We start from the raw sequence: 23,377 nt of genomic DNA, 5'->3' as shown, positions 1-23,377 counted from the left end.
AGCGGTGGCGTGATCCGTACGCGGGTCAACGAGGTCAGGGAGACCGGCCGTGACACCATGGGTGTCCAACTGATCAACCTGGGCAAGCGCGATGCGGTCGTCGGGATCGCCAGGAACGCCGAGGCAGGTCGCGAGGCTGAAGAGGTCGAGGAACTGGCCGATGCAGCCGAGAGTGCCGCGTCGGAGGCGGCCGAGGACGTCGAGTCCCCGGCCGACGAGCACGAGGAGTAGAACGTGAGTGGAGCCACGGGCGCCGGAGCGGGCGGTCGGAGACCTGAGGGGCAGCCGCCCTTGGGGTCCACGACCGTGACGGAGGGTGCCCGTGGCGCGGCCGCCGGTCCCGGCCAGTCGCAACCGCAGCCTCAGCACGTCCAGCACCCCCAGGCCGGTGCGCAGCCGTACCACCCGCCGCAGGCGTACCCGTCGCCCCCGGGCGCCGCGTCGGGACAGGCGGTACGGCGCCCGCGCACCGGGGTGCGTACGACACCGCGCACCCGTAAGGCGCGGCTGCGGGTCGCGAAGGCCGATCCGTGGTCGGTGATGAAGGTCAGCTTCCTGCTGTCCATCGCCCTGGGGATTTGCACCATCGTGGCAGTGGGCGTGCTGTGGCTGGTCATGGATGCCATGGGCGTCTTCACCACGGTCGGCGGGACGATCAGCGACGCGACCGGATCCGACGAGGGCGGCGGATTCGACCTGCAGTCCTTCCTGTCGCTGCCGCGTGTGCTCATGTTCACGTCCATCATCGCGGTGATCGATGTGGTGCTGGCGACCGCGCTCGCCACGCTCGGCGCATTCATCTACAACCTCTCGGCGGGATTCGTCGGCGGCGTCGAGCTGACGCTCGCCGAGGACGAGTAGCGCAGCCCTGGAACCGATTTTGGGACTGCGCCCGACGTGCGCTAATCTTTCGGTGCAGCGCGGGGCTATAGCTCAGACGGTTAGAGCGCTTCCCTGATAAGGAAGAGGCCACAGGTTCAAGTCCTGTTAGCCCCACTGTGTGATCGGACCCGGATGGAGATTCTCCACCGGGTCCGTTTTCGTGTGCGGCGTGAGGAAGTTGGGCCCGGCACAGGTCACCGATCGGTATCGGCCGGTGTGTATAGTCGGGCGGCAGAGGTCCCCTACGTCAAAGAAAGACGAGGTCGCGCGGTGAAGAAGCTTCTCCTGGTCGCACTGGCCGCCATTGGCGGGCTCCTGGTGTACCGCCAGATCCAGGCGGATCGCGCCGAGCAGGACCTGTGGACGGAGGCGACCGACTCCGTGCCCGCAGGTTCGGGTGTGTGACCCACCAACAGTCCTGACAGGCCCCGGCTGCGATGCGGCCGGGGCTTCGTGCTGTTCGGCCCCGCTTTTTGCCGACCCGGTCCCCGCCGACCCGTTCGCTCCGGCACCGCATGGTTCCGTCCTGCATGGTTTCGCCCCGTTCGCTTCCGGCCTCGCGTGATTCCGCCCCGCACGGTTCGGCCTCGTACGGCTCGGCTTCCCTAGAGATTCGGGTCCCTAGTGCTGTTGCTGGACCGTGACAGCCATCCCTCTTGAGTTTGCCAGAGCAAACGAATACCTTGCATGAGCAAAGGTGATCACGGTGGTGTGTGAGGGGGACGCAGGAGATGGCACGACGGCATCGCCGGACGGCTCGGGCGTTGGTGGGGGGTGCACTGTTGGCCCTGGCCATGGGCCCGCTGCCGGCAGGAGCGGCCCCGACGGGGGCGCACAGCGTCCGTGAGAGCGCGCAGGCACGGGCGGACGGGCAGAACAGCTTGCTCATGGTGCTCGACTCCTCGGGTTCGATGAAGGAGGACGACGGCTCGGGCAGCACGCGTATCGCCTCCGCCCGCAAGGCAGTTGGGACAGTCGTGGACTCTCTGCCCGACGGACACCCGACCGGGCTGCGGGTGTACGGCGCCGACAAGCCCAAGGGTTGCGACGACACTCGGCTCGCCAGGCGCGTCGCTCCGCTGGACCGGACCGGCATCAAACAGGCCGTCGCGGACGTGACGCCCAAGGGCGATACCCCGATCGGCCTGTCCCTCCGGAAGGCGGCGGCCGATCTGCCGGAGCCCCCGAACAAGTCCCTTGGGCGCCGCACGATCCTGCTGATCTCGGATGGTGAGGACAACTGCGGCGCACCCCGGCCCTGCGATGTCGCCGAGCAGTTGGGCGGCAATGGCGTCGATCTGCGGATCGACACCATCGGCTTCCAGGTCCGCGGAAAGGCCCGCGACGAGCTCGAGTGCATAGCCGAAGCAGGCCACGGCTCGTACTACGACGCGCCCGATGCCGACGCACTCGCCCGTCAGCTCCAGCGAGCGTCACGGCTCTCGGCCGACGGCTTCCGCTTCAAGGGCAAGCGGATCGAGGGAGGTTCACGGGCGAGCGAGGCGACGGGCATCGCACCGGGGCAGTATGTGGACACCATCGGTCCCGGCGAGACCCTGTGGTACGCCGCCGATCTGGATGCCACGTCGACCGCCGACATGGCCGTCACGGCCGTCCCCCAGCCCGGCGTCAAGGTCGCGTACGGCGACGGGATCGAGCTCAAGCTCACGTCCAGCAATGAGTACACCTCCTTCTGTGGCAGTGAGAACGCCCGCTTCGCCCAGGACGAAGGGGCGATGACGCTCACCACTGCCGTCAGCCGCGTCCCCTCCGCCGAAGGCGATGAGTTCTGCGACGACTCCGGTCGCTATCTGCTTTCTGTACACCGCTCGAGCAGCTCCGGTTCCGACCAGGCCCGCTGGCCGGTCGAACTGCGCTACGGCACCGAACGGCCGCTGAAGAAGGGCATGGTCCCCGCCCAGTCCCAGACCCAGTACGGAAAGGCCGGCAAGGATGCCGTTCCGCCCACGGGGACACCGGACAACGTCACCGGCGGCACGGGCTTCAACGACGCAAGCCCCCTCGAGCGCGGCGTCTGGCGCGACCGGCTGCTCCCCGCCCAGACCCGCTTCTACAAGATCCACGTCGGGTGGGGCCAACAACTGCGCTACTCGGCGGACTTCGCCAATGAGCCAACCCTCGACGGCAGCGGAGGCGCGAGCTCCTTCGTCGACACCGCGGTCTTCGCGCCCGGCCGCACACCGGTCACGCCGGGCGGAGAGTTCACCGCGCAGAGGATCTATGACGGCGAGCCCATGTCCGTCGAGCACGGCACCGTGCCCGTCTCCTGGACGAACCGCTGGGAGTCGGCCCCGGCGGCCGTCCCGGTCCGCTCGGCGGGCGACTACTACGTCGCCGTCTCCCTCGGCCCCGAAGCGACGAAGATCGCCAAGAACGCGGCGATCGGCGTCGTACTCCGCGTGGATGTCGTGGGTGACGAACTCGCCGGTCCTCAGCACAAGGCCCCCGTCCTTCACAGGAGTGGGGAGGAAAGGGGCGAAGGCGCTGCGCACGGAGACAGCGCGGCACCGGCCGGGGCAGGATGGTCCGGCGCTGTGATCGCCGCAGTGGCGGGAGGCGCCGCGGTGGTGTCGATCGCGGTGCTTCTGCTCGTACGACGCAGGCGCGGTCCGGTTGATCCGATGACGAGGGGTGGCGCGTGATGAAGCAGCGCAGCAAGGCCCGGGCGGGCCTCGCCGCGACGGCGGCGCTGTGCGCGGTGGGGTTGATGCCGGGGCAGGCCCTGGCGGCGCCGGGCGATTCGGGTGATCCGGCGCCGTACCGGACAGCGGACGAGGCGAAGAAGATCGCGGGCACCGAGAGCAGCGCGGACGCGCCGCCGATCAGGCCCGGGTTCTACAAGGACAGCATCGGGCCGGGCGAAAAGCTCTACTACAGCGTCACGTTGGACGCGAAGTCGGGTGCGTTCGTCTCGGCCGTGGCTCTGCCGAAGCTGGGTGGTTCGGTCAAGTACGGCGACGGGATCAAGGTCAGTCTTCAGTCCACCGACAACACCGAGTGCGGCAGCGGCGACGCGAACTTCGGCTCGGGGGAACAGGCCCGGCCCATCGCCGCCTATGCCACCCGGAAGATGAAAGAAAACGGCAACTGCCAGGAGGCGGGAGCCTATTACTTCGTCGTCGAGCGGACCAGTGATCCGACGTCCGATCCGGAGAAGTGGCCGCTGGAGATCCGCTCCATGTCGGAACCGGGTCTGAAGAGCGCCGGTTCAACGGAAGCTCCGACGAGTTGGCCCTCCGCTTCCCCCACCCCGCCCACGGATCAGGCGCAGAACCGCAAGGGCGGAACCGGCTTCAACGACGCCCCGGCGCTCGACGAGGGGGTGTGGAAGGACCGGTTGCAGCCGGGTGAGACCCGCTTCTACCGGGTTCCTCTCGACTGGGGGCAACAGCTCTCGGGGAGCCTGGAACTCGCCAACGGCTCGATGACCCAGGACAGCGGCTACGCGAGCGCCGGGCTGACGTACGAGCTCTACAACACCGCGCGAGGCCGGGTGGACAACGACTCCATGTCCTACGACGGAGAGCAGAAGTCCGTCACGACTGGTCCGACGGCACCCGTCACGTACGCCAACCGCTTCACCACCACGACCGATGTGAACGGGATGCAGGTCGCGGGGTGGTACTACCTGGCGGTGAGTCTCCACCGGGACGTCGGGAAGTTCACCAAGGGTGGCGTGCCGCTCATTCTGCGGCTGAACATCGATGGCGAAGCGAAGCCCGGACCTCGGTACGACGGGGACGCCATGGCCGCGGGGTTCGGTCTCACGGACGATGACCGGGAGGCCGCGGAGAAGGGCCAGACCGCGGCGGAGAGCGCGAAGAGCGACACCCTCACCATCGTCGCGGCGGTGGGAATAGGCACAGGCACGGTGTTGCTGGCGGGGCTCGGCATATGGATGCTCGTGGCACGGCGGCGTGCTGCGGCGGCTCCTGCGGCCGCCGGTCCGCAGTATGGGGGCGGGCCGGTCCAGAGCACCGGGTTCCCGCAGGGGGCCGCTCTGCCGCATCCGTCACCCGCGCCGCCACAGCAGCACCACGCGGGAGGGCCGCAGGCGGGGCAGCCTCATGCGGGAGGGCCGTCGGCCGGAGCGCCGCACGACCCCCGGTACGGGCAGCCGCCCGGCTGGTGAGTCAGCTCACGGTCAGGGCCCAGATGCCGACCGCGAAGCACACCAACGCGAGGACCAGCACCGGGATCGCCACCTTCGGGGGCGGTCCCGGTCGGCGTTGCGGAGCGGTTGCGTTCGGTGCGGCACCGGCACCGACTCCGACACCGGCGGCGACATGAGGGACGACGGGGGCGGTAGCGGGAGTGGCTGAGGCGGCTGGAGCGACGGGAACCTGCGAGCCGTGAGCGGTGTATGGACGAGTAGGAGCGTGATCGTGGTGAACCGCTGCGGTCGGGGCCTGCGCCATGTCCGGCGGCGCCGAGGGGAAGGGGACGGACGCATGCGCGGAAGAAGGAGTGTGTGCCGGAGGTCGGGCGCCCAGGGGCCCCGAACCGGGCATCGGGGTCGGCGTGGGTGTCGGTGGGGTGTGCGGCTGCTCGGGAAGGTCGTTCCGCTGCCCCGTGGGCGGAGGGAGGTGGAAGCTGCCGGTGTCGGACATCGACGGCGCGGACGCCCCTCCGGTCCCGGGACCTGCCTGCCCGCCCGCTTGCGCGCGGCCCGGACCCGTCGCTCCCGGGCGACCCGGACCGCCCGCATCGGGTCCTTCGTGGCCGAAACCGGCCGGCAGCGGGCCCAAGTGGTCGAAGACCTCGACCACTTCCTCCTCGATCGTGGTGTCCGGAAGCATCTCCGCGGCCGCGGTGATCGCCTTGCGTGCCCCCGTGGCCGTACGGAAGCGGGCCTGCGGATCCGGCTGCAGCAGTCCTGCCAGCACCTGCCACAACGGCTCGGGGACGCCCTCGGGCGCGCCTGGCACGCCGTGCGAGACGAAGTGCTCGACCAGCGCCTGGGAGTCCGGCTTGTTGCCCGTCAGCAGATACAGCGCGACAAGACCGACGGCGAAGAGGTCGGCCGGGAAGTCCGGCTCGGCGCCCATCATTTGCTCGGGCGCGAAGTAACCGGGCGTCCCCACCACGTAGTTGGTCTCGGTGAGCCGTGGCTCGCCCTTGCGCATGGAGATGCCGAAGTCGGAGAGCCGCAGGTGCGGACGGCCGGTCCCGGTCGCTTCGAGAAGGATGTTGGCCGGCTTGATGTCCCGGTGGACCACGCCCTCGGCGTGCACGGCGGTGAGGCCGGAGAGGAGCTGGTCGAGCAGCGTGCACACGAAGCGGGGAGGCAGCGGGCCGTAGTCCCCGATGAGGTGGGCGAGGGATCCGCCTCCCACCAGGTCCATGGTGAAGAGGACTTTGTCGTCGTCGGCGGCCCAGCTCGCCGGAGCCAGCACATGGGGGTGGTCGATCCGCAGCGCCTGCTCGCGGACGAAGCGGAGGAGGGTGTGCGCGTCGCTCTGCTGGAGGACCTTGGCCGCGACGTAGCGCCGCCGCCGGTGGTCCCAGGAGCGCCAGACTGCCCCCACCCCACCCCGCCCGATCGGGTCGATCAGCTCGTACCGACCAGCGAAGATCTCACCCATTGCCCCGTGCCCGCCCCTTTGTTGCCAGTATCGCCCTCGTTGTTCAGCCCTGGTGCGCTTCGTAGTGGGCGATCGCCTCCGCGGTCCGCCCGGCCCCGTACACCCGGAGGAACTCTGCCAGTTCCGGCTGGGTGACGGCGAGGGTGTCCGCGGCTTCGATGATGTCGCCGGCGGCGGCGACGGACCGCAGCAGCGACTGGATCTCGCGGACCACCCGGCGCACGGTCGGCGCCCCGGAGCTCGGCGTGTGCTGCGAGCCCGTGCTCAGCACGGAACCGCCGGAGGTCTTCTTGATCTCCTCCATGCGGTTGGCCGCCTCTGCTGCGCTCACGCTGCCGTCGGCGACCTGGCTCGCCAGCTCCTGGAGGGCCTGAACGCGCTGCACCACAGCGGGGTTTCCGATTTTCGCGCGCTGCCCGCTCATGAGCTGCGAGAGCATCGGGGCGGAGAGCCCCAGCACAGCGGCGAGCCGCGCCTGGTTGAGCCCGAGGTCGTCGATGAGCCGCCGGAAGAGGGCTCCCAGGGGCTCGCCGTACCAGCTGCGTTGCAGCTCACGGGCTCTGGCGGTGGCTTCTTGCTGTGCGGCATCCATGGCGACTCCCCTTCGCTGCTGCGAACCTCGCGCGACATCCTACGGAGCGTGATTGCAGTCGGGGAGCCCCTTATCCTTTGCGAGATCTTCCGGGAGACCCGGTACTCTTGTCTGCGGCAGTCGGACGGACGCGGTTCGGACGGCTGTATCCACCACCCTCGGGGCCTTAGCTCAGTTGGTAGAGCGCTGTCTTTGCATGGCAGATGTCAGGGGTTCGACTCCCCTAGGCTCCACAGCACAGAGCGCCCCCTCACCAGCGGAAACGCGGTGAGGGGGCGCTCTTTTGCAAGGCGTTCAGCCATGGGATCCGTGCCGTTGCGGGAGCCATGGCGTCACGGATGCATGCCTGACGGATGCATGCCTGTAGGGACTCTGTGGGTTCTCGCGTGACGGAGCCCGGTCCGGCGAGGGTGTCGACTCAAAGGCCCGGGCGGCCGGACTTCAGCGCTGGTCGCCGCGCTTGCCCTCCGCCTCGGCCTGCTTCGCCTGCACCTCGGGGTCCAGAGCATCGCTGCCGTCGACGGACTGGAGCTGCCGGTCGCCGAGCTCGGTGGCGGCCGGAGGCTCGACGAGCCAGTCGGGGTTGGCCTGCTTGTCCCACCACTTCCACACGGCGATGGCCCCACCTGCCAGAGCTCCCAGGACCAGGAAACGTTTGGCGACCCGGCCGCCTTGGGCGCGGCGGCGGCGCTTGCGCGCCAGCCTCTCGATGTCCGCGGCGGTCACATGGTTGCGCAGGGCGGCGAGTGCCGCGGCGCTGCGCGTCACCGCCTCCTCGCGCACGGGCTCGGTGGCTGCCACTGCCTGCCCGATCCTGGGCCCGGCATAGTCCGAGGCCTGACGGGCGGCCTTGCGGGCTCGCTTTGCGGTGCGGTGCGCGGCAGCGTCGACCTTGGGGGGCAGCGCTCCGCGTGCCTGCTTCATGCCGTGCTGCAGCCGGGGCTGGAGATGGGCGTCGTACTGCTCGAGTGCGGTGCTACGGGCTTGCTGCGCCGCCTGGGCCACCTTGGGCGCCAGCCGTACGCGGGCCTCTTGCGCATAGTGCGCGGCCTGGTCCCTCGCCGTACCGGCGTATGGCGCCACCACCTCCGCGGCGTGCAGCACGCTGTCCTTGGCGGTGCCGGTCGCGGCGCGCACGCTGTGATTGCGGGTCACGGAATTTCCTCCTCCTCGGTGGTGTACGTTTTTCGCCTTTCCACCCGATAAGAGATCATGCCCCTTTGCGTTGAGGTCGGCATTCGTGGAGGGGCATCTGGGTCACGTTCCCCGAAAGGAGATCAACTACCGTCCCGCAGGAGGATCTGTGGACGCTGCCACGCCCCCGTGGACGGGCACGCCGGTTGGTCGGCTACTCGTCGCGACGTCGTCCGTGCGAGGATCGGTGATGGTCAGTGAAAACTACGGAAGGCAGATCGTGGCTGAGCAGCTCTACGCCACCCTGAAGACCAACCAAGGCGACATCGAGGTCCGGCTGCTGCCGAACCATGCGCCGAAGACGGTCAAGAACTTCGTCGAGCTCGCCGAGGGCGCTCGCGAGTGGACACACCCCGCGACCGGCAAGCGGTCCCAGGACAGGCTGTACGACGGCACGGTCTTCCACCGGGTGATCAGCGGCTTCATGGTCCAGGGCGGCGACCCGCTGGGGAACGGCACCGGTGGTCCCGGTTACGAGTTCGCCGACGAGTTCCACCCGGACGTCGCGTTCAACAAGCCGTACCTGCTCGCCATGGCCAACGCCGGCCCGGGCACCAACGGCTCGCAGTTCTTCATCACGGTCGCCCCCACGGCCTGGCTGACCGGAAAGCACACCATCTTCGGTGAGGTCACGGACCCGAAGAGCCAGCAGGTCGTGGACGCCATCGCCGCCTCCTCCACCAACCCGCGCACCGACCGTCCGCTCCAGGACGTGGTCATCGAGTCGGTCGTCGTGGAGACCCGCGAAGGCTGACCCGGAACGGGAACCTCCCGCCCCGCCCGTGCGTATGACGGGCGGGGCGGTGTATTGCGCGCCCCGGGGAGGCGGGCACAGCGGTGCGGTTCCGTTGGTACCGCCGATGCGGTGCGCGAGCCGTCGCGTGAGCATCGTGCGCGCCGTGATGACCCCGCGCGTACCGCGGTGAGGGGGTCGCGCGCGCACCACCCGCCGTAAGAGCATTGCGCGGACACCGCCGCATGAGCCCGGACGGAGACGAGGACCGATGGATCAGGCGCCAGGAAGCCCGGAGACTCCCGCGGCCGCGGGCGGTACGCCGGGCTGCTACCGCCACCCCGACCGTCCCACGGGTATCACGTGCACGCGCTGTGAGCGGCCGATCTGCCCGGAGTGCATGGTCAGCGCGTCGGTCGGCTTCCACTGCCCGGAGTGTGTACGCGGCGGTTCGGACACGGGCAAGTCGGCGCGTGCCACACGCCCCCGCACCATCGCCGGCGGGGCGGTCACCCAGAACCCGAACCTGGTCACCAAGATCCTCATCGGCCTCAATGCCGCGGTCTGGCTGGCGGTGCTCGCGTCCGGGGACCGGCTGGTCGGCCAGCTCGACCTCGTCGGACGGGCCTTCGACCCGGGGAGCGTCGAGCTGGTGGGCGTCGCCGAAGGGCAGTGGTACCGGCTGCTGACCGCGATGTTCCTGCACCAGCAGGTGATGCACATCGCCTTCAACATGCTGTCGCTGTGGTGGCTGGGCCCGCCGCTGGAGGCGGCGCTCGGCCGGGTCCGGTTCCTGGCGCTCTACCTGATCTCCGGGCTGGGGGGCAGCGCGCTCTCGTATCTCCTGGCGGCTCAGAACCAGCCGTCGCTGGGAGCCTCCGGTGCGGTGTTCGGCCTGCTCGGGGCGACGGCTGTGCTGATGCGGCGGATGAACTACGACATGCGCCCCGTGATCATCCTCCTGGCGCTCAACCTGGTCTTCACCTTCACTTGGGCCAACATCGCCTGGCAGGCCCACATCGGCGGCCTCGTCGTGGGCGCGGCGGTGGCGTACGGGATGGTGCACGCGCCGCGCGAGCACCGGGCGCTGGTCCAGAGAGCGACGTGTGCGGTGGCGCTGCTGGCGATCGTCGCCGCGGTGTGGGTGCGGACGCTCCAACTCACGGGCTGAGCCGTAGCGGGCCGCCTTCCGCCCGCTGCCCGCCTTCGGCTCCCTGCCCGCCTTCGGCTCTCTGTGGGCCTTCGGTTCCTCGCCGCCCTTCGAATCCCGGCGGGGACACGGCTTCAGGCCGCGATACGGCTCCTCGCCGAGGGCGCTGTACGGCCGCGCGGACGCCTTCCCTCATCCCGTCCCTCCCAGCGGTCGGAACGCGGGACGGCGCGTTGTCTGGTGCGAACCGCAGGCACCCTCGTACGCCCGTTCCCCGCCGTGTCCGGCCCCTTCCCAGCGCCGTCGCTGCGGCGCCCCCTGCCCGCAAACGTTCGCGCACAGGAAGCATGCTGCGGACCGGAAAGCGAGCCGGAGGCGGAACCTCACCCTCAGTTGTCCACAGCGGGTGTCCGATCTTGTGCATGCTGTGGGGAACGTGTGTCCGCTATCGCACTGACCTGCGTTTTCCCAGCAAAATCAAGGGGTGGAGGTACCTCGTAGGACGTACCACCTGTCACACCGGCGTCAACGCCCCGAGGGTTATCCACAGATCGTCTGACCTTTTCCCCATGTGGAAACGCCTGTGGATAACTCTGTGGGCAACCTTGGGGCAGGGCTTGCGCCGGGGCCCCTGACCGGCCTCCGGCAGGGACGCCGGAACGGGCCGGGCAGGGGCCACGGGACGTGCTGGTGAGGAGCAAGAGAGACGGACGGGTAGGCCTGCCGGGCGCCCCGAGGAGAGGCCACCGGAGAAGAAGCCGCCGGAGAAGAACGGGTCGCCGGAACGGCCCGGGAGCCGGCCCGTGAACCAGCCGCTCCCGGCCCCGGAGGCAGGGCCCCCTACTTCCACTGCGTGGAGACCACGAACCCCGCTGCGATGAAGCCGAAGCCGACCACGATGTTCCAGTTGCCGAGTGCACTGATCGGCATGTCGCCAGTGGTCACGTAGAAGACGACGATCCAGGCCAGTCCGATCAGGAACATGGCCAGCATCAGCGGTGCCACCCAGCTTCGGCCGCTGGACAGGTTGATGCTCTGCTGCTTCGCGGGCGGGGGCGTGGAATCGTCCTTCTTGCGGATCCGTGACTTCGGCACGAGGGGGTTCTCCTGTCGATGCGCTGCGTGACCGCGCAGAGATGCTCGGTTTCCGTCACCAGAGACGGTAGGCGATGGGGGGCACTTGCCTCCCAGGGGCGTCAGTTAGCGTAGTGCTTCCGCGGCGTCGAAGGAGATAAGGGTACGGTGAGCAATTCTGCGGACACCCCCGCCGACCGGCCCGCACGGCGTCGTCGGCTGCGTCCGGTGCGTCTGCTGACGGCCGGTGTTTTCGCCCTCGCCGGGCTCATCTTCTGGATGAGTTTCCATGCTGCGCAAGGCACGAATCTGCGCACCGACGACTCGATGCTGAAGCTCTCCGATCTCATTCAGGAGCGCAGCCGAAAGAACCACGAACTCGAGCGGGAAGCCGCCGCCTCCCGTTCCCAGGTCGACCGCCTCGCCCAGCGCGACAGCGGCAGCAGCGCGGCCGAGGAGGCCAAGCTCAAGGCCCTCGAGGAGGAGGCGGGCACCACCAGGCTGCGTGGCGCCGGCGTCACGGTCACCCTCACCGACGCGCCCCCCGGCGCCACCGCCCGTATCCCCGGCGTCCCCGAGCCGCAGCCCAACGACCTCGTGATCCACCAGCAGGATCTCCAGGCCGTCGTCAACGCCCTGTGGCAGGGCGGCGCGAAGGGCATCCGGGTCATGGACCAGCGGCTGATCTCGACCAGCGCGGTGCGCTGCGTCGGCAACACCCTGATCCTCCAGGGCCGCGTCTACTCGCCGCCGTACAAGGTCACCGCCGTCGGTGACGTCGACCGCCTCGAGCAGACCCTCTCGGACTCGCCGACGATCCAGAACTACATGCAGTACGTCAACGCGTACGGCCTCGGCTGGAAAGTCGACACGCACAAGGCGGTGACTCTTCGCGGCTACTCCGGCACAGTGGATCTTCGCTACGCGAAGCCCGTCAACCCGTAGCAGGAACCGCGAAGGAGCACGACGGCCCCGTGCACCGGGCACGGCGGATACGTGAAGCAGCGCGACCCAGGGGACCCGGGAGGGGCGGCCGGTGTCGGTGCGGACGGCACGTGCGGTGCGACTGGTCATCAGGACGTTCAGCGAACTGTCCGTCACAGTGGGCACCGTGATCGTGCTCTTCGTCGTCCACGTCCTCTTCTGGACGGGCGTGGAGGCCGACCGCGCCATGGCGAGCGAGATCGACCGACTCCAGGAACAGTGGTCGCAGGCCCCCGCGCCCGACGCGAAACCGGCCGAGGGCGAGGGCGGATCCGCATCCGCCAAGGAACCGTACGAGGACGGCGAGTCGTTCGCCGTCATGCACATTCCCCGCTTCGGCTCCGGCTGGGCCAAGCCCGTACTGGAGGGCACCGCCGCCGGCACGCTCAAGAAGGGCCTCGGCCACTACGCCCGTACCGCCCGCCCCGGGGAACGCGGAAACTTCGCGGTCGCCGGCCATCGCCGCACCTATGGCGACCCGTTCAAGGACTTTCCGAAGCTGCGCCCAGGGGATGCCGTCGTGCTGAACGACGGCACGACGTGGTTCACGTACCGCATCGACCGCAAGCCGTACCGCACCCTGCCGAGCGACACCGCGGTCATCGACCCGGTGCCGGAGAGGAGTCCCTACGGCGGCCCCGGGCGCTATCTCACCCTGACCACCTGCGAGCCCGAGTGGGGCCACAGCCACCGCCTCATCGCCTGGGCTCATCTCGACTCGACCCGCCCCGTCGATCAGGGCAAGCCGGACGCATTGCGCAGCTGAGCCACCGGGCACCCCCGCAGACCTTTACTCTGGTGCTGGAATCGAGTCCGTCATCGGCAAGTAGGGACAGCATGTACGGGTGGATCTGGCGGCACCTGCCGGGCAACACGTGGGTGCGGGCGATGATCTCGCTCGTGCTCGTGCTGGCGATCGTCTATGTGCTGTTCCAGTACGTCTTCCCGTGGGCGGAGCCGCTGCTCCCGTTCAATGACGTGACGGTCGACAACGGAGGCCGCGCAGTCCGATGAGCACCGCACGCATCCTGGTCGTCGACAACTACGACAGCTTCGTCTTCAACCTGGTCCAGTACCTGTACCAGCTCGGGGCCGAGTGTGAGGTACGACGCAACGACGAGGTCGAACTCGCCCACGCACAGGACGGGTTCGACGGCGTGCTGCTCTCCCCCGGACCCGGGACCCCCGAGCAGGCCGGGGTCTGCGTCGACATGGTGCGGCACTGCGCGGAGACCGGAGTGCCGGTCTTCGGGGTCTGTCTGGGCATGCAGTCGATGGCGGTCGCGTACGGCGGTGTGGTCGACCGGGCGCCGGAGCTGCTGCACGGCAAGACCTCCGAGGTGACGCACGAGGGCGCGGGCGTCTTCCAGGGCCTGCCGTCGCCCTTCACCGCGACCCGCTACCACTCCCTCGCCCTTGAACGCGGCACCGTTCCGGACGAGTTGGAGATCACCGCCTGGACGGAGAGCGGCGTCGCGATGGGGCTGCGCCACCGTGATCTCCCGGTCGAGGGCGTGCAGTTCCACCCCGAGTCTGTCCTCACGGAATGGGGCCACCGCATGCTCGCCAACTGGCTGGTGGCATGCGGGGACAGGGGCGCGGTGGAACGATCCGATGGGCTTGCGCCGGTGGTCGGCAGGGCCGGCGCGTGACCGCGCTCCGCCCCGAGCGCGACTCCGCGTCGCCGTACGGAGAGCCGTACGGCGGAGCGGACGCGTTCGAGGCGGCTGTCGACCGGCTCGACGACCCGCTGAACGACCCCCTGCCCGGGCAGGCAGAGGCCAGGGACATATCGGAGGTGCGGAGCGGGCAGGGCAGCTTCCCGTGGGTCCCCCCGCAGGGCCGCGGCGAGACCGCGCCACCGCCCCCGCACAGCTATGAGGACGGATACGAGCCGTACGGCGGCGAGCACGCCTCTCCGCGCGGCGAGGCCGCCTCGCTGACATACGGCGCCCGGCAGGACGACTGGCGGGACGCGGAGCAGGACGCCTGGCGGGGTCCGGGCCACGACCCGTACGCGTACGGGGGTGGTGAGCCCTACGGGACGTACGACGGGCGTGAGGGTCGGGAGGCGCGGGGGCCCGCGGAGACTCATGCGCCCCGGGAGGCGTACGGGAACTCCGGGAACTCCGGGGACTACGGGGACTCCGGGGACTACGGGAACTCCGGGGACTACGGGAACTCCGGGAACTCCGGGAACTCCGGGAACTCCGGGGAGTACGCGAACTCCGGGGACTACGAGGCGACTTCGCAGGGCGCCACCTCCCAGCGGATCGCGGCCATCCGGCAAGCAGCCCGCCAGGCGGTCCGGGAAGCCGCGCAGCGGCCCGCCTCAGGACAGGACGACGCCGACGGCGCCACCGCTGTGATGCCGACCGTGTCCACCCCGCAATCCCGTACGCGGGGCGGCGGGGCCACGTCGCGCCTGCCGCGCACCGACGAGGAGACCGTCGCGCTGCGCGTCCCCGACGCCCCCGGGAGCGGTGGGACTGGCACACCACCGCCCGTCGGCGGCCGCGCGGAACGCCGCAGGGCGGCCGCGGCCCAGGGGAAGCGGAATGGCGGGCACCGGGCCCGTGGCCGCCGCGCCGCCGAGGATGCCCCGGCCCCCACCTCCCGTATGGAGGCCCGGCGGCAGGCGAAGGCACGCAAGGATCCGCCCAGTGTGATCGCGAGCCGCCTGGTCGGTGAGCTGTTCATCTCGATCGGCGTGCTGATGCTGCTGTTCGTGGCGTACCAGCTCTGGTACACGAACGTCCTCGCGCACGCGCAGGCCGGCGGCGCCGCGGACAACCTGCAGCGGGGATGGGACAACGGAGGCGGCGGCGCCGAGAGCGCGGGGGCCTTCGAACCCGGACAGGGCTTTGCGATCCTGTACATCCCCAAGCTCGACGTGAAGGTTCCGATCGCCGAGGGCATCGACAAGAACGAGGTCCTGGACCGCGGTATGGCCGGCCACTACGCGAAGACCGCGATGCCCTGGGAGAAGAAGGGCAATTTCGCGGTCGCGGGACACCGCAACACCCACGGCGAGCCGTTCCGCTACATCAACAAGCTCGAGCCGGGCGACGAGATCATCATCGAGGTCAAGAACGCCTACTACACCTACGAGATGGCGGGCATCCTGCCCCAGACGCCGCCCTCGAACGTGTCCGTGATCGATCCGGTACCCCAGGGATCCGGATTCACCAAGCCCGGCCGCTACCTCACCCTGACGACCTGCACCCCCGAGTTCACCAGCACGTATCGAATGATCGTGTGGGGGAAGATGGTCGACGAGCGACCGCGCAGCGAGGGCAAGCCCGCCGAACTGGCAGGCGGCTAGCCCGAGTCGACCCACGACACCGGCACACAGAACATCGAGAACATCGAAATGGAGCACGACGCGGTGGCAGCGACCCAGCATGCACAGGACACCGAGGCGCATCCACCGCAGCGCCGATCCCGCGGGGGGAGCCGGATCGCGGTCCTCGTCAGCGTCTTCGGCGAGCTCCTCATCACCACGGGCCTGGTCCTCGGCCTCTTCGTCGTCTACTCGCTGTGGTGGACGAACGTCCTCGCGGACCGTGACGCCGCGGCGAAGGGCAACGAGGTGCGCGACCGGTGGGCGGGCGGGCCCGGCGAGCTGGACACCAAGGACGGCATCGGCTTTCTGCACGTCCCCGCGATGAGCAACGGCGAGGTGCTGGTCACCAAGGGGACGGACGCCAAGGAGCTCAACCACGGTGTGGCCGGGTACTACACCAAGCCCGTGAAGGCCGCCATGCCCTGGGAGAAGAAGGGCAACTTCGCGCTCGCCGCGCACCGCGACGGGCACGGCGCGAAGTTCCACAACATCGACAAGATCGAAAAGGGCGACGCGGTCGTCGTCGAGACCCGTGAGACCTGGTACGTCTACAAGGTCTACGGGACGCTGCCCCAGACCTCGAAGTACAACGTCGACGTCCTCGACGCCACCCCGAAGGAATCGGGCAGGAAGAAGCCCGGCCGCTACCTCACACTCACGACCTGCACGCCGGTCTACACCTCGAAGTACCGGTACATCGTCTGGGCCGAGCTGGAGCGCACGGAGAAGGTCGACGCGGACCGCACGCCGCCCGAGGAACTGCGCTAGCGCTCTCGATACGCGCGAGCGCCGGGCCCTCCCGGTATTGCCGGACAAGCGGACGGAATCGATACGGCCGGAACGCCGGCACCCGCCGGTACCGGGTCGTCCCGATACAGCCCGGGCGTAGGCCTCCTCGATCCGCCCGGAATTGCGGCCGCTTTCGATACCCCTGGAACCCGGGTCCTGGAACCCGGCCGCCCTGGGGTCCCGCCCCCGGACATGGCACCCATGCGGCCCGCCCGGCCACGCCGACCGCCTCCCCCGGAAACGCCAACGGCGAAGGCCCCGCCCCCACTCTCCAGTGGGGCCGGGGCCTTCGCCGTACCGTACGGGGACGGGGACGGGCGCCGGACGTCAGGGCTTGGTGGCTTCGCCCTGCTGGCCGCCGAAGAATCCGCCGTCGTCACCGCCGTTACCGTTCCCACCCGCTGTGGTGAGGTTCACGGCCGTGCCGCTGGGCACCTGCTGGCCGGCACCGGGGGTGGACACGAGCACCGTCGCCTGGTCGTCCTGCGGACCGGAGATCTGGCCGACGGTGAGCCCGGCCTCCTCGATCAGCTTCTTGGCGTCCTTGAGCTTCTGGCCCTGCAACTGCGGGACCTGCGCCTGCTCGGCAGCCTTGGCGACGGTCAGGGTGATGGTCGCGCCCTTGTCGGCCGGCGTGTTCCCCGCCGGGTCCTGAGCGACGACCGTGCCGGCGGCGACGTCGCCGTTCTCCGTCTCTTCCTTCTCGACCTTGAACCCGAGCTGCTCGAGCTGTGTCTTCGCCTGATCGAACGGAGTGTTGGTGACGTCGGGGACGTTCGCCGTCTCCTTCTCCTTGGCGACGGTGAGGGTGATCGTGGCGGTCTTGGGCTTCTTGGTGCCGGCGTTCGGCGTCTGCTCGATGACGATGCCGGGGGTGCGCTCGGACTCGACTTCCTTCGTGCGGATCTTGCTGCTGTCGAAGCCCTTGTTGACCAGCTCGTCCGTGGCCTCGTCGAGGGTCGCGCCCTCGACGTTGGGGACGGCGATCTGCTCGGGGCCCGAGCAGAGCGTGACCGTGACCGTGTCGTCCTTGGCGATCTTGGTGCCCGCGGCCGGGTCCTGCTTGGTGATCTGGTTCTTCTTCTGGTCCTCGCAGGGGATGGGGCTGCCGTCGTCCTTGACGACGAAGCCGCCACTGTCGGCCTGCTGCTTGGCGTCCTTCAGCGTGTCACCGACGAAGTTCGGGACATCGACGTCACCGGCGGCGCCGGCACCGCCGAACAGCTCCTTGCCGATGAAGATCGCGCCGACCAGGACCAGTATGCCCGCGACGACCAGAAGGACGGTCGATGTGTTGCTCTTCTTTTGCGGGCCGCCCCGGCGCCCCCCGGGCCGCTCGTCGTAGCCGAAACCGCCGTCGTCGTCGCGCATGGGCGGGAGCATGGAGGTCTGGCCACCGGGGTCCTGCGCGCGCAGGGCCGTCGTCGGCTGGTCCTCGCCGTACGCGCCGTAGCCGACGGCACCCAGCGCGGCCGTGGCCGCCACCGGCTGCCGTCCGTCGAGGGCGGCGTCGATGTCGGCGCGCATCTCGTCGGCGGACTGGTAGCGGTACTCCGGGTCCTTCACCAGCGCCTTGAGGACGATCGCGTCCATTGCCGGGGAGATCTCGGGGTCGTACACGCTCGGCGCCTGCGGGTCCTCCCGGACGTGCTGGTACGCGACCGCGACCGGGGAGTCGCCCACGAAGGGCGGCCGCACCGTCAGCAGCTCGTACAGCAGACAGCCCGTGGAGTACAGGTCGGAGCGGGCGTCCACCTGCTCGCCCTTGGCCTGCTCGGGCGAGAGGTACTGGGCCGTGCCGATCACCGCGGCGGTCTGGGTCATGGTCATCCCGGAGTCGCCCATGGCGCGGGCGATACCGAAGTCCATGACCTTGACCTGGCCGGTGCGCGTCAGCATGACGTTCGCCGGCTTGATGTCGCGGTGCACGATCCCGGCCCGGTGGGAGTACTCCAGGGCCTGAAGGATGCCGGTGGTCATCTCCAGGGACCGCTCGGGCAGCAGCTTTCTCCCGGAGTGCAGCAGCTCACGCAGGGTGGAACCGTCCACGTACTCCATCACGATGTACGGAATGGAGACGTTGTCGACGTAGTCCTCGCCGGTGTCGTAGACAGCGACGATCGACGGGTGGTTGAGCGAGGCGGCCGACTGGGCCTCCCGGCGGAACCGGGCCTGGAACGACGGGTCGCGGGCGAGGTCCGCCCGGAGCGTCTTCACAGCGACGGTGCGACCGAGACGCGTGTCATGCGCGAGGTACACCTCGGCCATGCCACCGCGCCCGAGCACCGAGCCCAGCTCGTACCGGCCGCCGAGGCGACGCGGCTCTTCCATAGCTTCTCCAGCCCTCTTCCGTCATTCCCACGCACCGGTGGGGTCCGGCGGTGTGCTGCTCCGGCATACCGTACCCGGCACGCCGCAGTGGACCCGGCGAGCTCTTCTCACCTGATACGAGACCGGTACTGTCCGATGGGCAGTTCCGGCCAGGAGTGTGACCGGGCTCACTTCTCGCTGTTGATGACCGCCTCCATGACGTTCTTGGCGATCGGGGCGGCCAGGCCGCCGCCGGAGATGTCGTCGCGGTTGGCGCTTCCGTCCTCGACGACAACGGCGACGGCGACCGGGGTTCCGCTGTCGGTCTTCGCGTATGAGATGAACCACGCGTAAGGCAGCTCACTGTTGTCCACGCCGTGCTGGGCCGTACCCGTCTTGCCACCCACGGTGACACCGGGGATCTGGGCCCTGGTGCCGGTGCCGTCCTCGACGACGGTCTCCATCATCTCCTGGAGCTTCTGGGCGTTCTCCGGCTTGAGCGGCCGGCTCATCGGGTCGGGCTTGTGCTGCTCGACCACGTTGAGGTTCGGCGCCCGGAGCTGCTCCACCATGTACGGCTTCATCAGCTCGCCGTCGTTGGCGACCGCCGAGGCGACCATGGCCATCTGGAGCGGAGTGGTCGCGGTGTTGAACTGCCCGATGGAGGAGAGGGCGTTGCCCGGCCGGTCCATCTTGGTGTCGTAGACGCTGGCGTTGGAGCGGGTCGGGGTGAAGAGCTCTTCGTTGAAGCCGAACTTCTCGGCCTCCTCGACCATCTTGTCCCGGCCCACGTCGTCACCGATCTTGGCGAAGACGGTGTTGCAGGACACCTTGAGGGCGTCCCGCAGCGTGGCGTCCTCGCAGGGGATGTTGCCCTCGTTCTTCAGAATGGTGGAGCTGAGCGGCAGCTTGTACGGAAGCGGCGACTTCGTCGGCTCGTCGATGTCCGTGTAGAGCCCGCTCTCCAGGGCCGCGGCGGCGGTGACCACCTTGAAGGTCGAGCCGGGCGGGTACGTCTCGCGCAGCGCCCGGTTCGTCATCGGCTTGTCCTTGTCGGCGAGGAGATTCTTGTAGTTCTCCCCGTCCTTCGTGGTCATGCCGGCGATCTTCGACGGGTCGTAGCTGGGCGCACTGGCCAGGGCGAGGATCGCGCCGGTCTCCGGGTTGATCGCGGCGACAGCGCCCTTACGGCCCTTGAGACCCGAGTAAGCGGCCTTCTGCGCCTTGGAGTTGAGGGTGGTGACGACGTCGCCGCCCGTCTTCTCCTTGCCGGTGAGCATGTCGATGGTGCGGTTGAAGAAGAGCCGGTCGTCGTCGCCGGTGAGTATGCCGTCGTTCAGCTTCTCCAGGAAGTTGGCGTCGTAGACCTGCGAGGCGTAGCCGGTGACCGGGGCCCACATGGGGCCGTCCTTGTACGTGCGCTTGTACTTGAAGTCGCCGGAGTCCGTCTCCTTGGAACCGGTGATCGGGTCGCCGTCGACGATGATGTTGCCCCGCGGCTGGCTGTACCGGGCAATGTCGACGCGGCGGTTGTGCTCGTCTTCCTTGAGCTCGTCGGCCTGGACGAACTGAACCCAGTTGACGCGGATCAGCAGGGCGAGGACGAGCAGGCCGCAGAAGATCGCGACCCGGCGGAGGGGCTTGTTCACGGTCGGACCACCTGGGTCATCTCGGCGTCGGTGGAGGGGGCCGGGGCGGGTGCCGGGCGCCGCGCGGTGTCGCTGATGCGCAACAGGATGGCGACGAGCGCCCAGTTGGCGACGACGGACGAACCGCCCTGCGCGAGGAACGGCATCGTCATACCGGTCAGCGGGATCAGCCCGGTCACGCCGCCCGCGACGACGAAGACCTGCAGCGCGAAAGCGCCGGAGAGGCCGACGGCCAGCAGCTTGCCGAAGGGGTCACGGGCGGCCAGTGCGGTCCGGATACCGCGCTCGATGAGGAGTCCGTAGAGGACGATGATCGCCATCATCCCGGTCAGGCCCATTTCCTCGCCGACCGTCGCGAGGATGTAGTCGCTCTTCGCGCCGAGACCGCCGATGAGCCGGGAGAAGCCCTGGCCGAGGCCCGAGCCGAGGATTCCGCCCGAGCCGAAGGAGTACATCACCTGCGCGGTCTCGGTCACGGCGCCGTCGAGGGTCGCCAGGGGGTTGAGCCAGTTCTCGACACGGTCCCCGACGTGGCTGTTGAAGGAGGCCACGAAGACCGCGCCGCCGGCGGAGAGCAGCAGACCGAAGACGATCCAGCTCGTCCGCTCGGTGGCGACGTACAGCATGACGACGAAGAGGCCGAAGAACAGCAGCGAGGTACCGAGGTCGGTCTCGAAGACCAGGATCATCAGGCTGATCGCCCAGATCACGAGGATCGGCCCGAGGTCACGGCCGCGGGGGAGGTACATGCCCATGAAGCGGCGGCTGGCGAGAGCGAGGGCGTCCCGCTTGACCATCAGGTATCCGGCGAAGAAAACGGTGATGATGATCTTCGCGAATTCACCGGGCTGGATGGACCCGACGCCCGGGATGACGATCCAGATCTTGGCGCCGTTGACGGCGGGGAAGAACATCGGCAGGGCGAGCAGGACAAGCGCCGCGGCCATCGAGATGTAGGTGTAACGCTGCAGCACACGGTGGTCCTTGAGGAAGACCAGCACGCCGAGGAACAGCGCGATGCCGAGGGTGGACCACATGAGCTGGCCCGGCGCCTTGGGTCCGCCCAGCACCTCGGTGGTGATCGACCGCTCCTGGTCCAGGCGCCAGATCAGCACCAGCCCGAGGCCGTTGAGCAGCGTCGCCACGGGCAGCATCAGCGGATCCGCGTACGGGGCGAACTTGCGCACCATCAGGTGCGCGACGCCCGCGAGGAGACCGAGGCCGAGCCCGTAGCCCAGCATGCCCGTGGGGAGGCTGCCGCCCTTGGCCAGGCCGACGTTGGCGTAGGCGAAGACGGGGATCAGCACGGCGAAGACGAGCAGGGCGAGTTCGGTGTTCCGCCTGCTCGGCGCTCCCACGGAGCTGATGGTGGTCGTGTTGCTACTGCTCATGGCTCGGATGGCCCCCTGCTTCTACTGGGTGCTATCGCACTGCTTGGCCAGTTGTTTCTCTTCCTCCGACAGCGTGGGGCCGGGTGTCGGAGTTCCACTGGCGCTCGTGCTCGGGGTCTCGGCGCGGGTGACGGGCGTACCGCCCTGGGTGCCGCCCGCCTCACCTTGCTGTCGGCCGGCCGTGGCCTGCTGGTCCTCGGCACGCTTCTTGGCGTCCTGCTCCTCGGCCCGCTTCTTGGCGGCCTGTTCCTCGGCGGCCTGTACCTGCTCGGAGCGCTTCTTGCAGGCTCCGGCCTGCTTGCCGAGATCGGCGACCTTGTCCTCGGCCTGGCCGAGGCTGCCGACCGCGATCGTCTCCTCGACCTGCTTCCGCTGGTAGACGGGGAGGTACTTGAGTTCGATCTCGGGGTGGTCCTTGTGTACCTCGTTGAGGCTGATCCAGGCCAGATCCTGGCTGATGCCCTGGTAGAGCGCGAGGTGCTTGCCCTTGGCGCCGACGTAGTACTGGGTCTGCGTCCAGCGGTGGCCGCCGTAGCCGGCCGCGCCGAGGAGGCCCAGGGCGAGCGTGATGATCAGGCTCCGCTTCAGCCACTTGCCGCGGCGGCCGGGCTTGATGAAGTCCTCGTCGGTGTACGCGCCGTAGCCGCCGTCGCCGAGGCCCGAGATGCCAGGATCGCCGCTGCCGGGCGGGCCGAAGCCGCCGCCCGCGGAAGCGCCGGGGCTCTGCTGCGGTACGCCGCGCCCGAGGCCCGCCGCGCGCCCGGCGGGGGTCTCCATGGCGCCGTTGTCGTTGAGGTGGTGCGGGTTCTCCGCGACCGCGCCGACGACGACCGGGGTGTCGTTGAGCTGTCCGGCGAGGGTGTCGCTGTCGTCGACGTCCAGGACGTCCGCGACGATGCAGGTGATGTTGTCGGGACCACCGCCGCGCAGCGCGAGCTGGATGAGCTCCTGCACGGTCTCGTGCGGGCCCTGGTAGCTGGCGAGGGTGTCCTCGAGTGTCTGGTGGCTCACGACTCCGGAGAGGCCGTCGGAGCAGATGAGGTAGCGGTCACCGGCCCGGACCTCGCGGATGGAGAGATCGGGCTCGACGTGCTCGCCGCTGCCGAGCGCCCGCATCAGCAGCGAGCGCTGCGGGTGGGTGGTGGCCTCCTCCTCGGTGATCCGGCCCTCGTCCACCAGCCGCTGCACCCAGGTGTGGTCCTGCGTGATCTGGGTGAGGACGCCGTCACGCAGGAGGTACGCGCGGGAGTCGCCGACGTGGACCAGGCCGAGGCGCCGGCCGGTCCAGAGGAGGGCCGTGAGCGTGGTGCCCATGCCCTCGAGCTGAGGGTCCTCGTCGACCATGACGCGCAACTGGTCGTTGGCGCGCTGCACGGCCGTACCGAGGGAGGTGAGGATGTCCGAGCCGGGCACATCGTCGTCGAGCTGGACGAGGGTGGAGATCACCTCGGAACTCGCGACCTCGCCGGCGGCCTGGCCGCCCATGCCGTCGGCGATGGCGAGGAGGCGGGGGCCGGCGTAGCCGGAGTCCTCGTTGCCCTCGCGGATCATGCCTTTGTGCGATCCGGCCGCGAAGCGCAGTGACAGACTCATGCGCACCTCGCCGGTCGGCTCGGGGTACATCCGCACGGTGCCCACCCTCCGGTCGGGAGCGCGCTCACGTCTGCCGCGCCGCCC

At 69.3% G+C, this 23,377-nt stretch carries 21 protein-coding genes and 2 tRNA genes; 15 read left to right on the top strand and 8 right to left on the bottom strand.

The features are described from left to right. The 6 genes from ACGFNH_RS21905 to ACGFNH_RS21880 form a co-directional block, all read left to right on the top strand. Positions 1–231, top strand: a 231-nt coding sequence (locus ACGFNH_RS21905; RefSeq protein WP_393656131.1) for a DNA gyrase C-terminal beta-propeller domain-containing protein, incomplete at its 5' end; no start/stop codon positions are given. Positions 232–291: 60 nt separating this feature from the next. Continuing rightward, on the top strand, positions 292–861 hold the full coding sequence (locus ACGFNH_RS21900; protein ID WP_393656129.1) for a DUF3566 domain-containing protein: 570 nt from the start codon (positions 292–294) through the stop codon (positions 859–861). Positions 862–922: 61 nt separating this feature from the next. Beyond that, positions 923–996 (top strand) — tRNA-Ile (locus ACGFNH_RS21895). 156 nt (positions 997–1,152) lie between these two features. Continuing rightward, positions 1,153–1,287 (top strand): DLW-39 family protein, encoded by a 135-nt coding sequence (locus ACGFNH_RS21890; RefSeq protein ID WP_003958712.1) that lies wholly within the window; start codon positions 1,153–1,155, stop codon positions 1,285–1,287. A gap of 326 nt (positions 1,288–1,613) precedes the next feature. Continuing rightward, entirely contained in the window at positions 1,614–3,545 is a 1,932-nt protein-coding gene (locus ACGFNH_RS21885) for a VWA domain-containing protein (protein ID WP_393656127.1), read from the top strand. Then, the gene (locus tag ACGFNH_RS21880) at positions 3,545–5,035 is read left to right on the top strand and encodes a hypothetical protein (RefSeq protein ID WP_393656125.1); all 1,491 of its coding nucleotides are present in this window, start codon (positions 3,545–3,547) and stop codon (positions 5,033–5,035) included. Before ACGFNH_RS21885 ends, ACGFNH_RS21880 begins: the two co-directional genes overlap by 1 nt. Position 5,036: 1 nt before the next feature. Here the strand turns inward: ACGFNH_RS21880 and ACGFNH_RS21875 are convergent, their stop codons facing one another. Both ACGFNH_RS21875 and ACGFNH_RS21870 read right to left on the bottom strand, forming a co-directional pair. Further along, the gene (locus ACGFNH_RS21875) at positions 5,037–6,488 is read right to left on the bottom strand and encodes a serine/threonine-protein kinase (protein WP_393656123.1); all 1,452 of its coding nucleotides are present in this window, start codon (positions 6,486–6,488) and stop codon (positions 5,037–5,039) included. Positions 6,489–6,531: 43 nt separating this feature from the next. Further along, positions 6,532–7,080: a helix-turn-helix domain-containing protein gene (locus tag ACGFNH_RS21870; protein WP_393656121.1), complete on the bottom strand. Its 549-nt coding sequence runs from the start codon at positions 7,078–7,080 to the stop codon at positions 6,532–6,534. Between the two features lie 160 nt (positions 7,081–7,240). Here ACGFNH_RS21870 and ACGFNH_RS21865 point away from each other — a divergent pair. Beyond that, a tRNA-Ala gene (locus ACGFNH_RS21865) sits at positions 7,241–7,313 on the top strand. Positions 7,314–7,521: 208 nt separating this feature from the next. On the opposite strand, the gene ACGFNH_RS21860 is transcribed toward ACGFNH_RS21865, so the two are convergent. Next, the gene (locus tag ACGFNH_RS21860) at positions 7,522–8,235 is read right to left on the bottom strand and encodes a DUF5324 family protein (RefSeq protein WP_393656119.1); all 714 of its coding nucleotides are present in this window, start codon (positions 8,233–8,235) and stop codon (positions 7,522–7,524) included. Positions 8,236–8,494: 259 nt separating this feature from the next. Between ACGFNH_RS21860 and ACGFNH_RS21855 the strand changes: the two genes are divergently transcribed. Both ACGFNH_RS21855 and ACGFNH_RS21850 read left to right on the top strand, forming a co-directional pair. Then, positions 8,495–9,028 (top strand): peptidylprolyl isomerase, encoded by a 534-nt coding sequence (locus ACGFNH_RS21855; protein WP_393656175.1) that lies wholly within the window; start codon positions 8,495–8,497, stop codon positions 9,026–9,028. 250 nt (positions 9,029–9,278) lie between these two features. Further along, positions 9,279–10,178: a rhomboid family intramembrane serine protease gene (locus ACGFNH_RS21850; protein ID WP_393656117.1), complete on the top strand. Its 900-nt coding sequence runs from the start codon at positions 9,279–9,281 to the stop codon at positions 10,176–10,178. A gap of 819 nt (positions 10,179–10,997) precedes the next feature. Here the strand turns inward: ACGFNH_RS21850 and crgA are convergent. Further along, positions 10,998–11,252 carry a cell division protein CrgA gene (gene crgA / locus ACGFNH_RS21845; protein WP_393656115.1) on the bottom strand — a complete coding sequence of 85 codons (255 nt, stop codon included), beginning with the start codon at positions 11,250–11,252 and terminating at the stop codon, positions 10,998–11,000. A gap of 147 nt (positions 11,253–11,399) precedes the next feature. Between crgA and ACGFNH_RS21840 the strand changes: the two genes are divergently transcribed. The 6 genes from ACGFNH_RS21840 (at position 11,400) to ACGFNH_RS21815 (ending at position 16,329) form a co-directional block, all read left to right on the top strand. Continuing rightward, positions 11,400–12,176, top strand: a complete 777-nt coding sequence (locus ACGFNH_RS21840; protein WP_393656113.1) for a DUF881 domain-containing protein — start codon at positions 11,400–11,402, stop codon at positions 12,174–12,176. Positions 12,177–12,267: 91 nt separating this feature from the next. Then, positions 12,268–12,981 (top strand): class E sortase, encoded by a 714-nt coding sequence (locus tag ACGFNH_RS21835; RefSeq protein ID WP_393656111.1) that lies wholly within the window; start codon positions 12,268–12,270, stop codon positions 12,979–12,981. A 71-nt stretch (positions 12,982–13,052) separates the two neighbouring features. Beyond that, positions 13,053–13,229 carry a hypothetical protein gene (locus tag ACGFNH_RS21830; RefSeq protein WP_393656109.1) on the top strand — a complete coding sequence of 59 codons (177 nt, stop codon included), beginning with the start codon at positions 13,053–13,055 and terminating at the stop codon, positions 13,227–13,229. Further along, positions 13,226–13,867 carry an aminodeoxychorismate/anthranilate synthase component II gene (locus tag ACGFNH_RS21825; protein WP_393656107.1) on the top strand — a complete coding sequence of 214 codons (642 nt, stop codon included), beginning with the start codon at positions 13,226–13,228 and terminating at the stop codon, positions 13,865–13,867. Before ACGFNH_RS21830 ends, ACGFNH_RS21825 begins: the two co-directional genes overlap by 4 nt. Further along, a complete protein-coding gene (locus tag ACGFNH_RS21820) occupies positions 13,864–15,540 on the top strand; it encodes a class E sortase (RefSeq protein ID WP_393656105.1) in 1,677 nt (558 codons plus the stop codon). Before ACGFNH_RS21825 ends, ACGFNH_RS21820 begins: the two co-directional genes overlap by 4 nt. Positions 15,541–15,588: 48 nt before the next feature. After that, entirely contained in the window at positions 15,589–16,329 is a 741-nt protein-coding gene (locus ACGFNH_RS21815; RefSeq protein ID WP_393656103.1) for a class E sortase, read from the top strand. Between the two features lie 348 nt (positions 16,330–16,677). Here the strand turns inward: ACGFNH_RS21815 and pknB are convergent, their stop codons facing one another. From pknB to ACGFNH_RS21795, 4 genes are all read right to left on the bottom strand, one after another. Further along, positions 16,678–18,681, bottom strand: coding sequence for a Stk1 family PASTA domain-containing Ser/Thr kinase (gene pknB / locus ACGFNH_RS21810; RefSeq protein WP_393656101.1), 2,004 nt, complete (start codon positions 18,679–18,681; stop codon positions 16,678–16,680). Positions 18,682–18,848: 167 nt separating this feature from the next. Continuing rightward, on the bottom strand, positions 18,849–20,309 hold the full coding sequence (locus ACGFNH_RS21805; RefSeq protein WP_393656099.1) for a peptidoglycan D,D-transpeptidase FtsI family protein: 1,461 nt from the start codon (positions 20,307–20,309) through the stop codon (positions 18,849–18,851). Further along, positions 20,306–21,700: an FtsW/RodA/SpoVE family cell cycle protein gene (locus ACGFNH_RS21800; protein ID WP_393656097.1), complete on the bottom strand. Its 1,395-nt coding sequence runs from the start codon at positions 21,698–21,700 to the stop codon at positions 20,306–20,308. Before ACGFNH_RS21800 ends, ACGFNH_RS21805 begins: the two co-directional genes overlap by 4 nt. A gap of 21 nt (positions 21,701–21,721) precedes the next feature. Further along, on the bottom strand, positions 21,722–23,293 hold the full coding sequence (locus ACGFNH_RS21795) for a protein phosphatase 2C domain-containing protein (protein WP_393656173.1): 1,572 nt from the start codon (positions 23,291–23,293) through the stop codon (positions 21,722–21,724). Between the last annotated feature and the right edge of the window lie 84 nt (positions 23,294–23,377).

Origin of the sequence: Streptomyces sp. NPDC048639 (assembly GCF_043199075.1) — a bacterium.
Taxonomy (GTDB): Bacteria; Actinomycetota; Actinomycetes; order Streptomycetales; family Streptomycetaceae; genus Streptomyces.
Note: the sequence above shows the minus strand (reverse complement) of the source record. Positions and strands in the feature narration are given on the sequence as shown.

What these genes read in the sequence shown, in the direction of transcription:
- ACGFNH_RS21875 (WP_393656123.1), bottom strand. Translation starts at nt 6,488, where the DNA reads ATGGGTGAGATCTTCGCTGGTCGGTACGAGCTGATCGACCCGATCGGG.
- ACGFNH_RS21880 (WP_393656125.1), top strand. Translation starts at nt 3,545, where the DNA reads ATGAAGCAGCGCAGCAAGGCCCGGGCGGGCCTCGCCGCGACGGCGGCG.
- ACGFNH_RS21870 (WP_393656121.1), bottom strand. Translation starts at nt 7,080, where the DNA reads ATGGATGCCGCACAGCAAGAAGCCACCGCCAGAGCCCGTGAGCTGCAA.
- ACGFNH_RS21795 (WP_393656173.1), bottom strand. Translation starts at nt 23,293, where the DNA reads ATGAGTCTGTCACTGCGCTTCGCGGCCGGATCGCACAAAGGCATGATC.
- pknB (WP_393656101.1), bottom strand. Translation starts at nt 18,681, where the DNA reads ATGGAAGAGCCGCGTCGCCTCGGCGGCCGGTACGAGCTGGGCTCGGTG.
- ACGFNH_RS21830 (WP_393656109.1), top strand. Translation starts at nt 13,053, where the DNA reads ATGTACGGGTGGATCTGGCGGCACCTGCCGGGCAACACGTGGGTGCGG.
- ACGFNH_RS21800 (WP_393656097.1), bottom strand. Translation starts at nt 21,700, where the DNA reads ATGAGCAGTAGCAACACGACCACCATCAGCTCCGTGGGAGCGCCGAGC.
- ACGFNH_RS21825 (WP_393656107.1), top strand. Translation starts at nt 13,226, where the DNA reads ATGAGCACCGCACGCATCCTGGTCGTCGACAACTACGACAGCTTCGTC.
- ACGFNH_RS21885 (WP_393656127.1), top strand. Translation starts at nt 1,614, where the DNA reads ATGGCACGACGGCATCGCCGGACGGCTCGGGCGTTGGTGGGGGGTGCA.
- ACGFNH_RS21850 (WP_393656117.1), top strand. Translation starts at nt 9,279, where the DNA reads ATGGATCAGGCGCCAGGAAGCCCGGAGACTCCCGCGGCCGCGGGCGGT.
- ACGFNH_RS21815 (WP_393656103.1), top strand. Translation starts at nt 15,589, where the DNA reads ATGGAGCACGACGCGGTGGCAGCGACCCAGCATGCACAGGACACCGAG.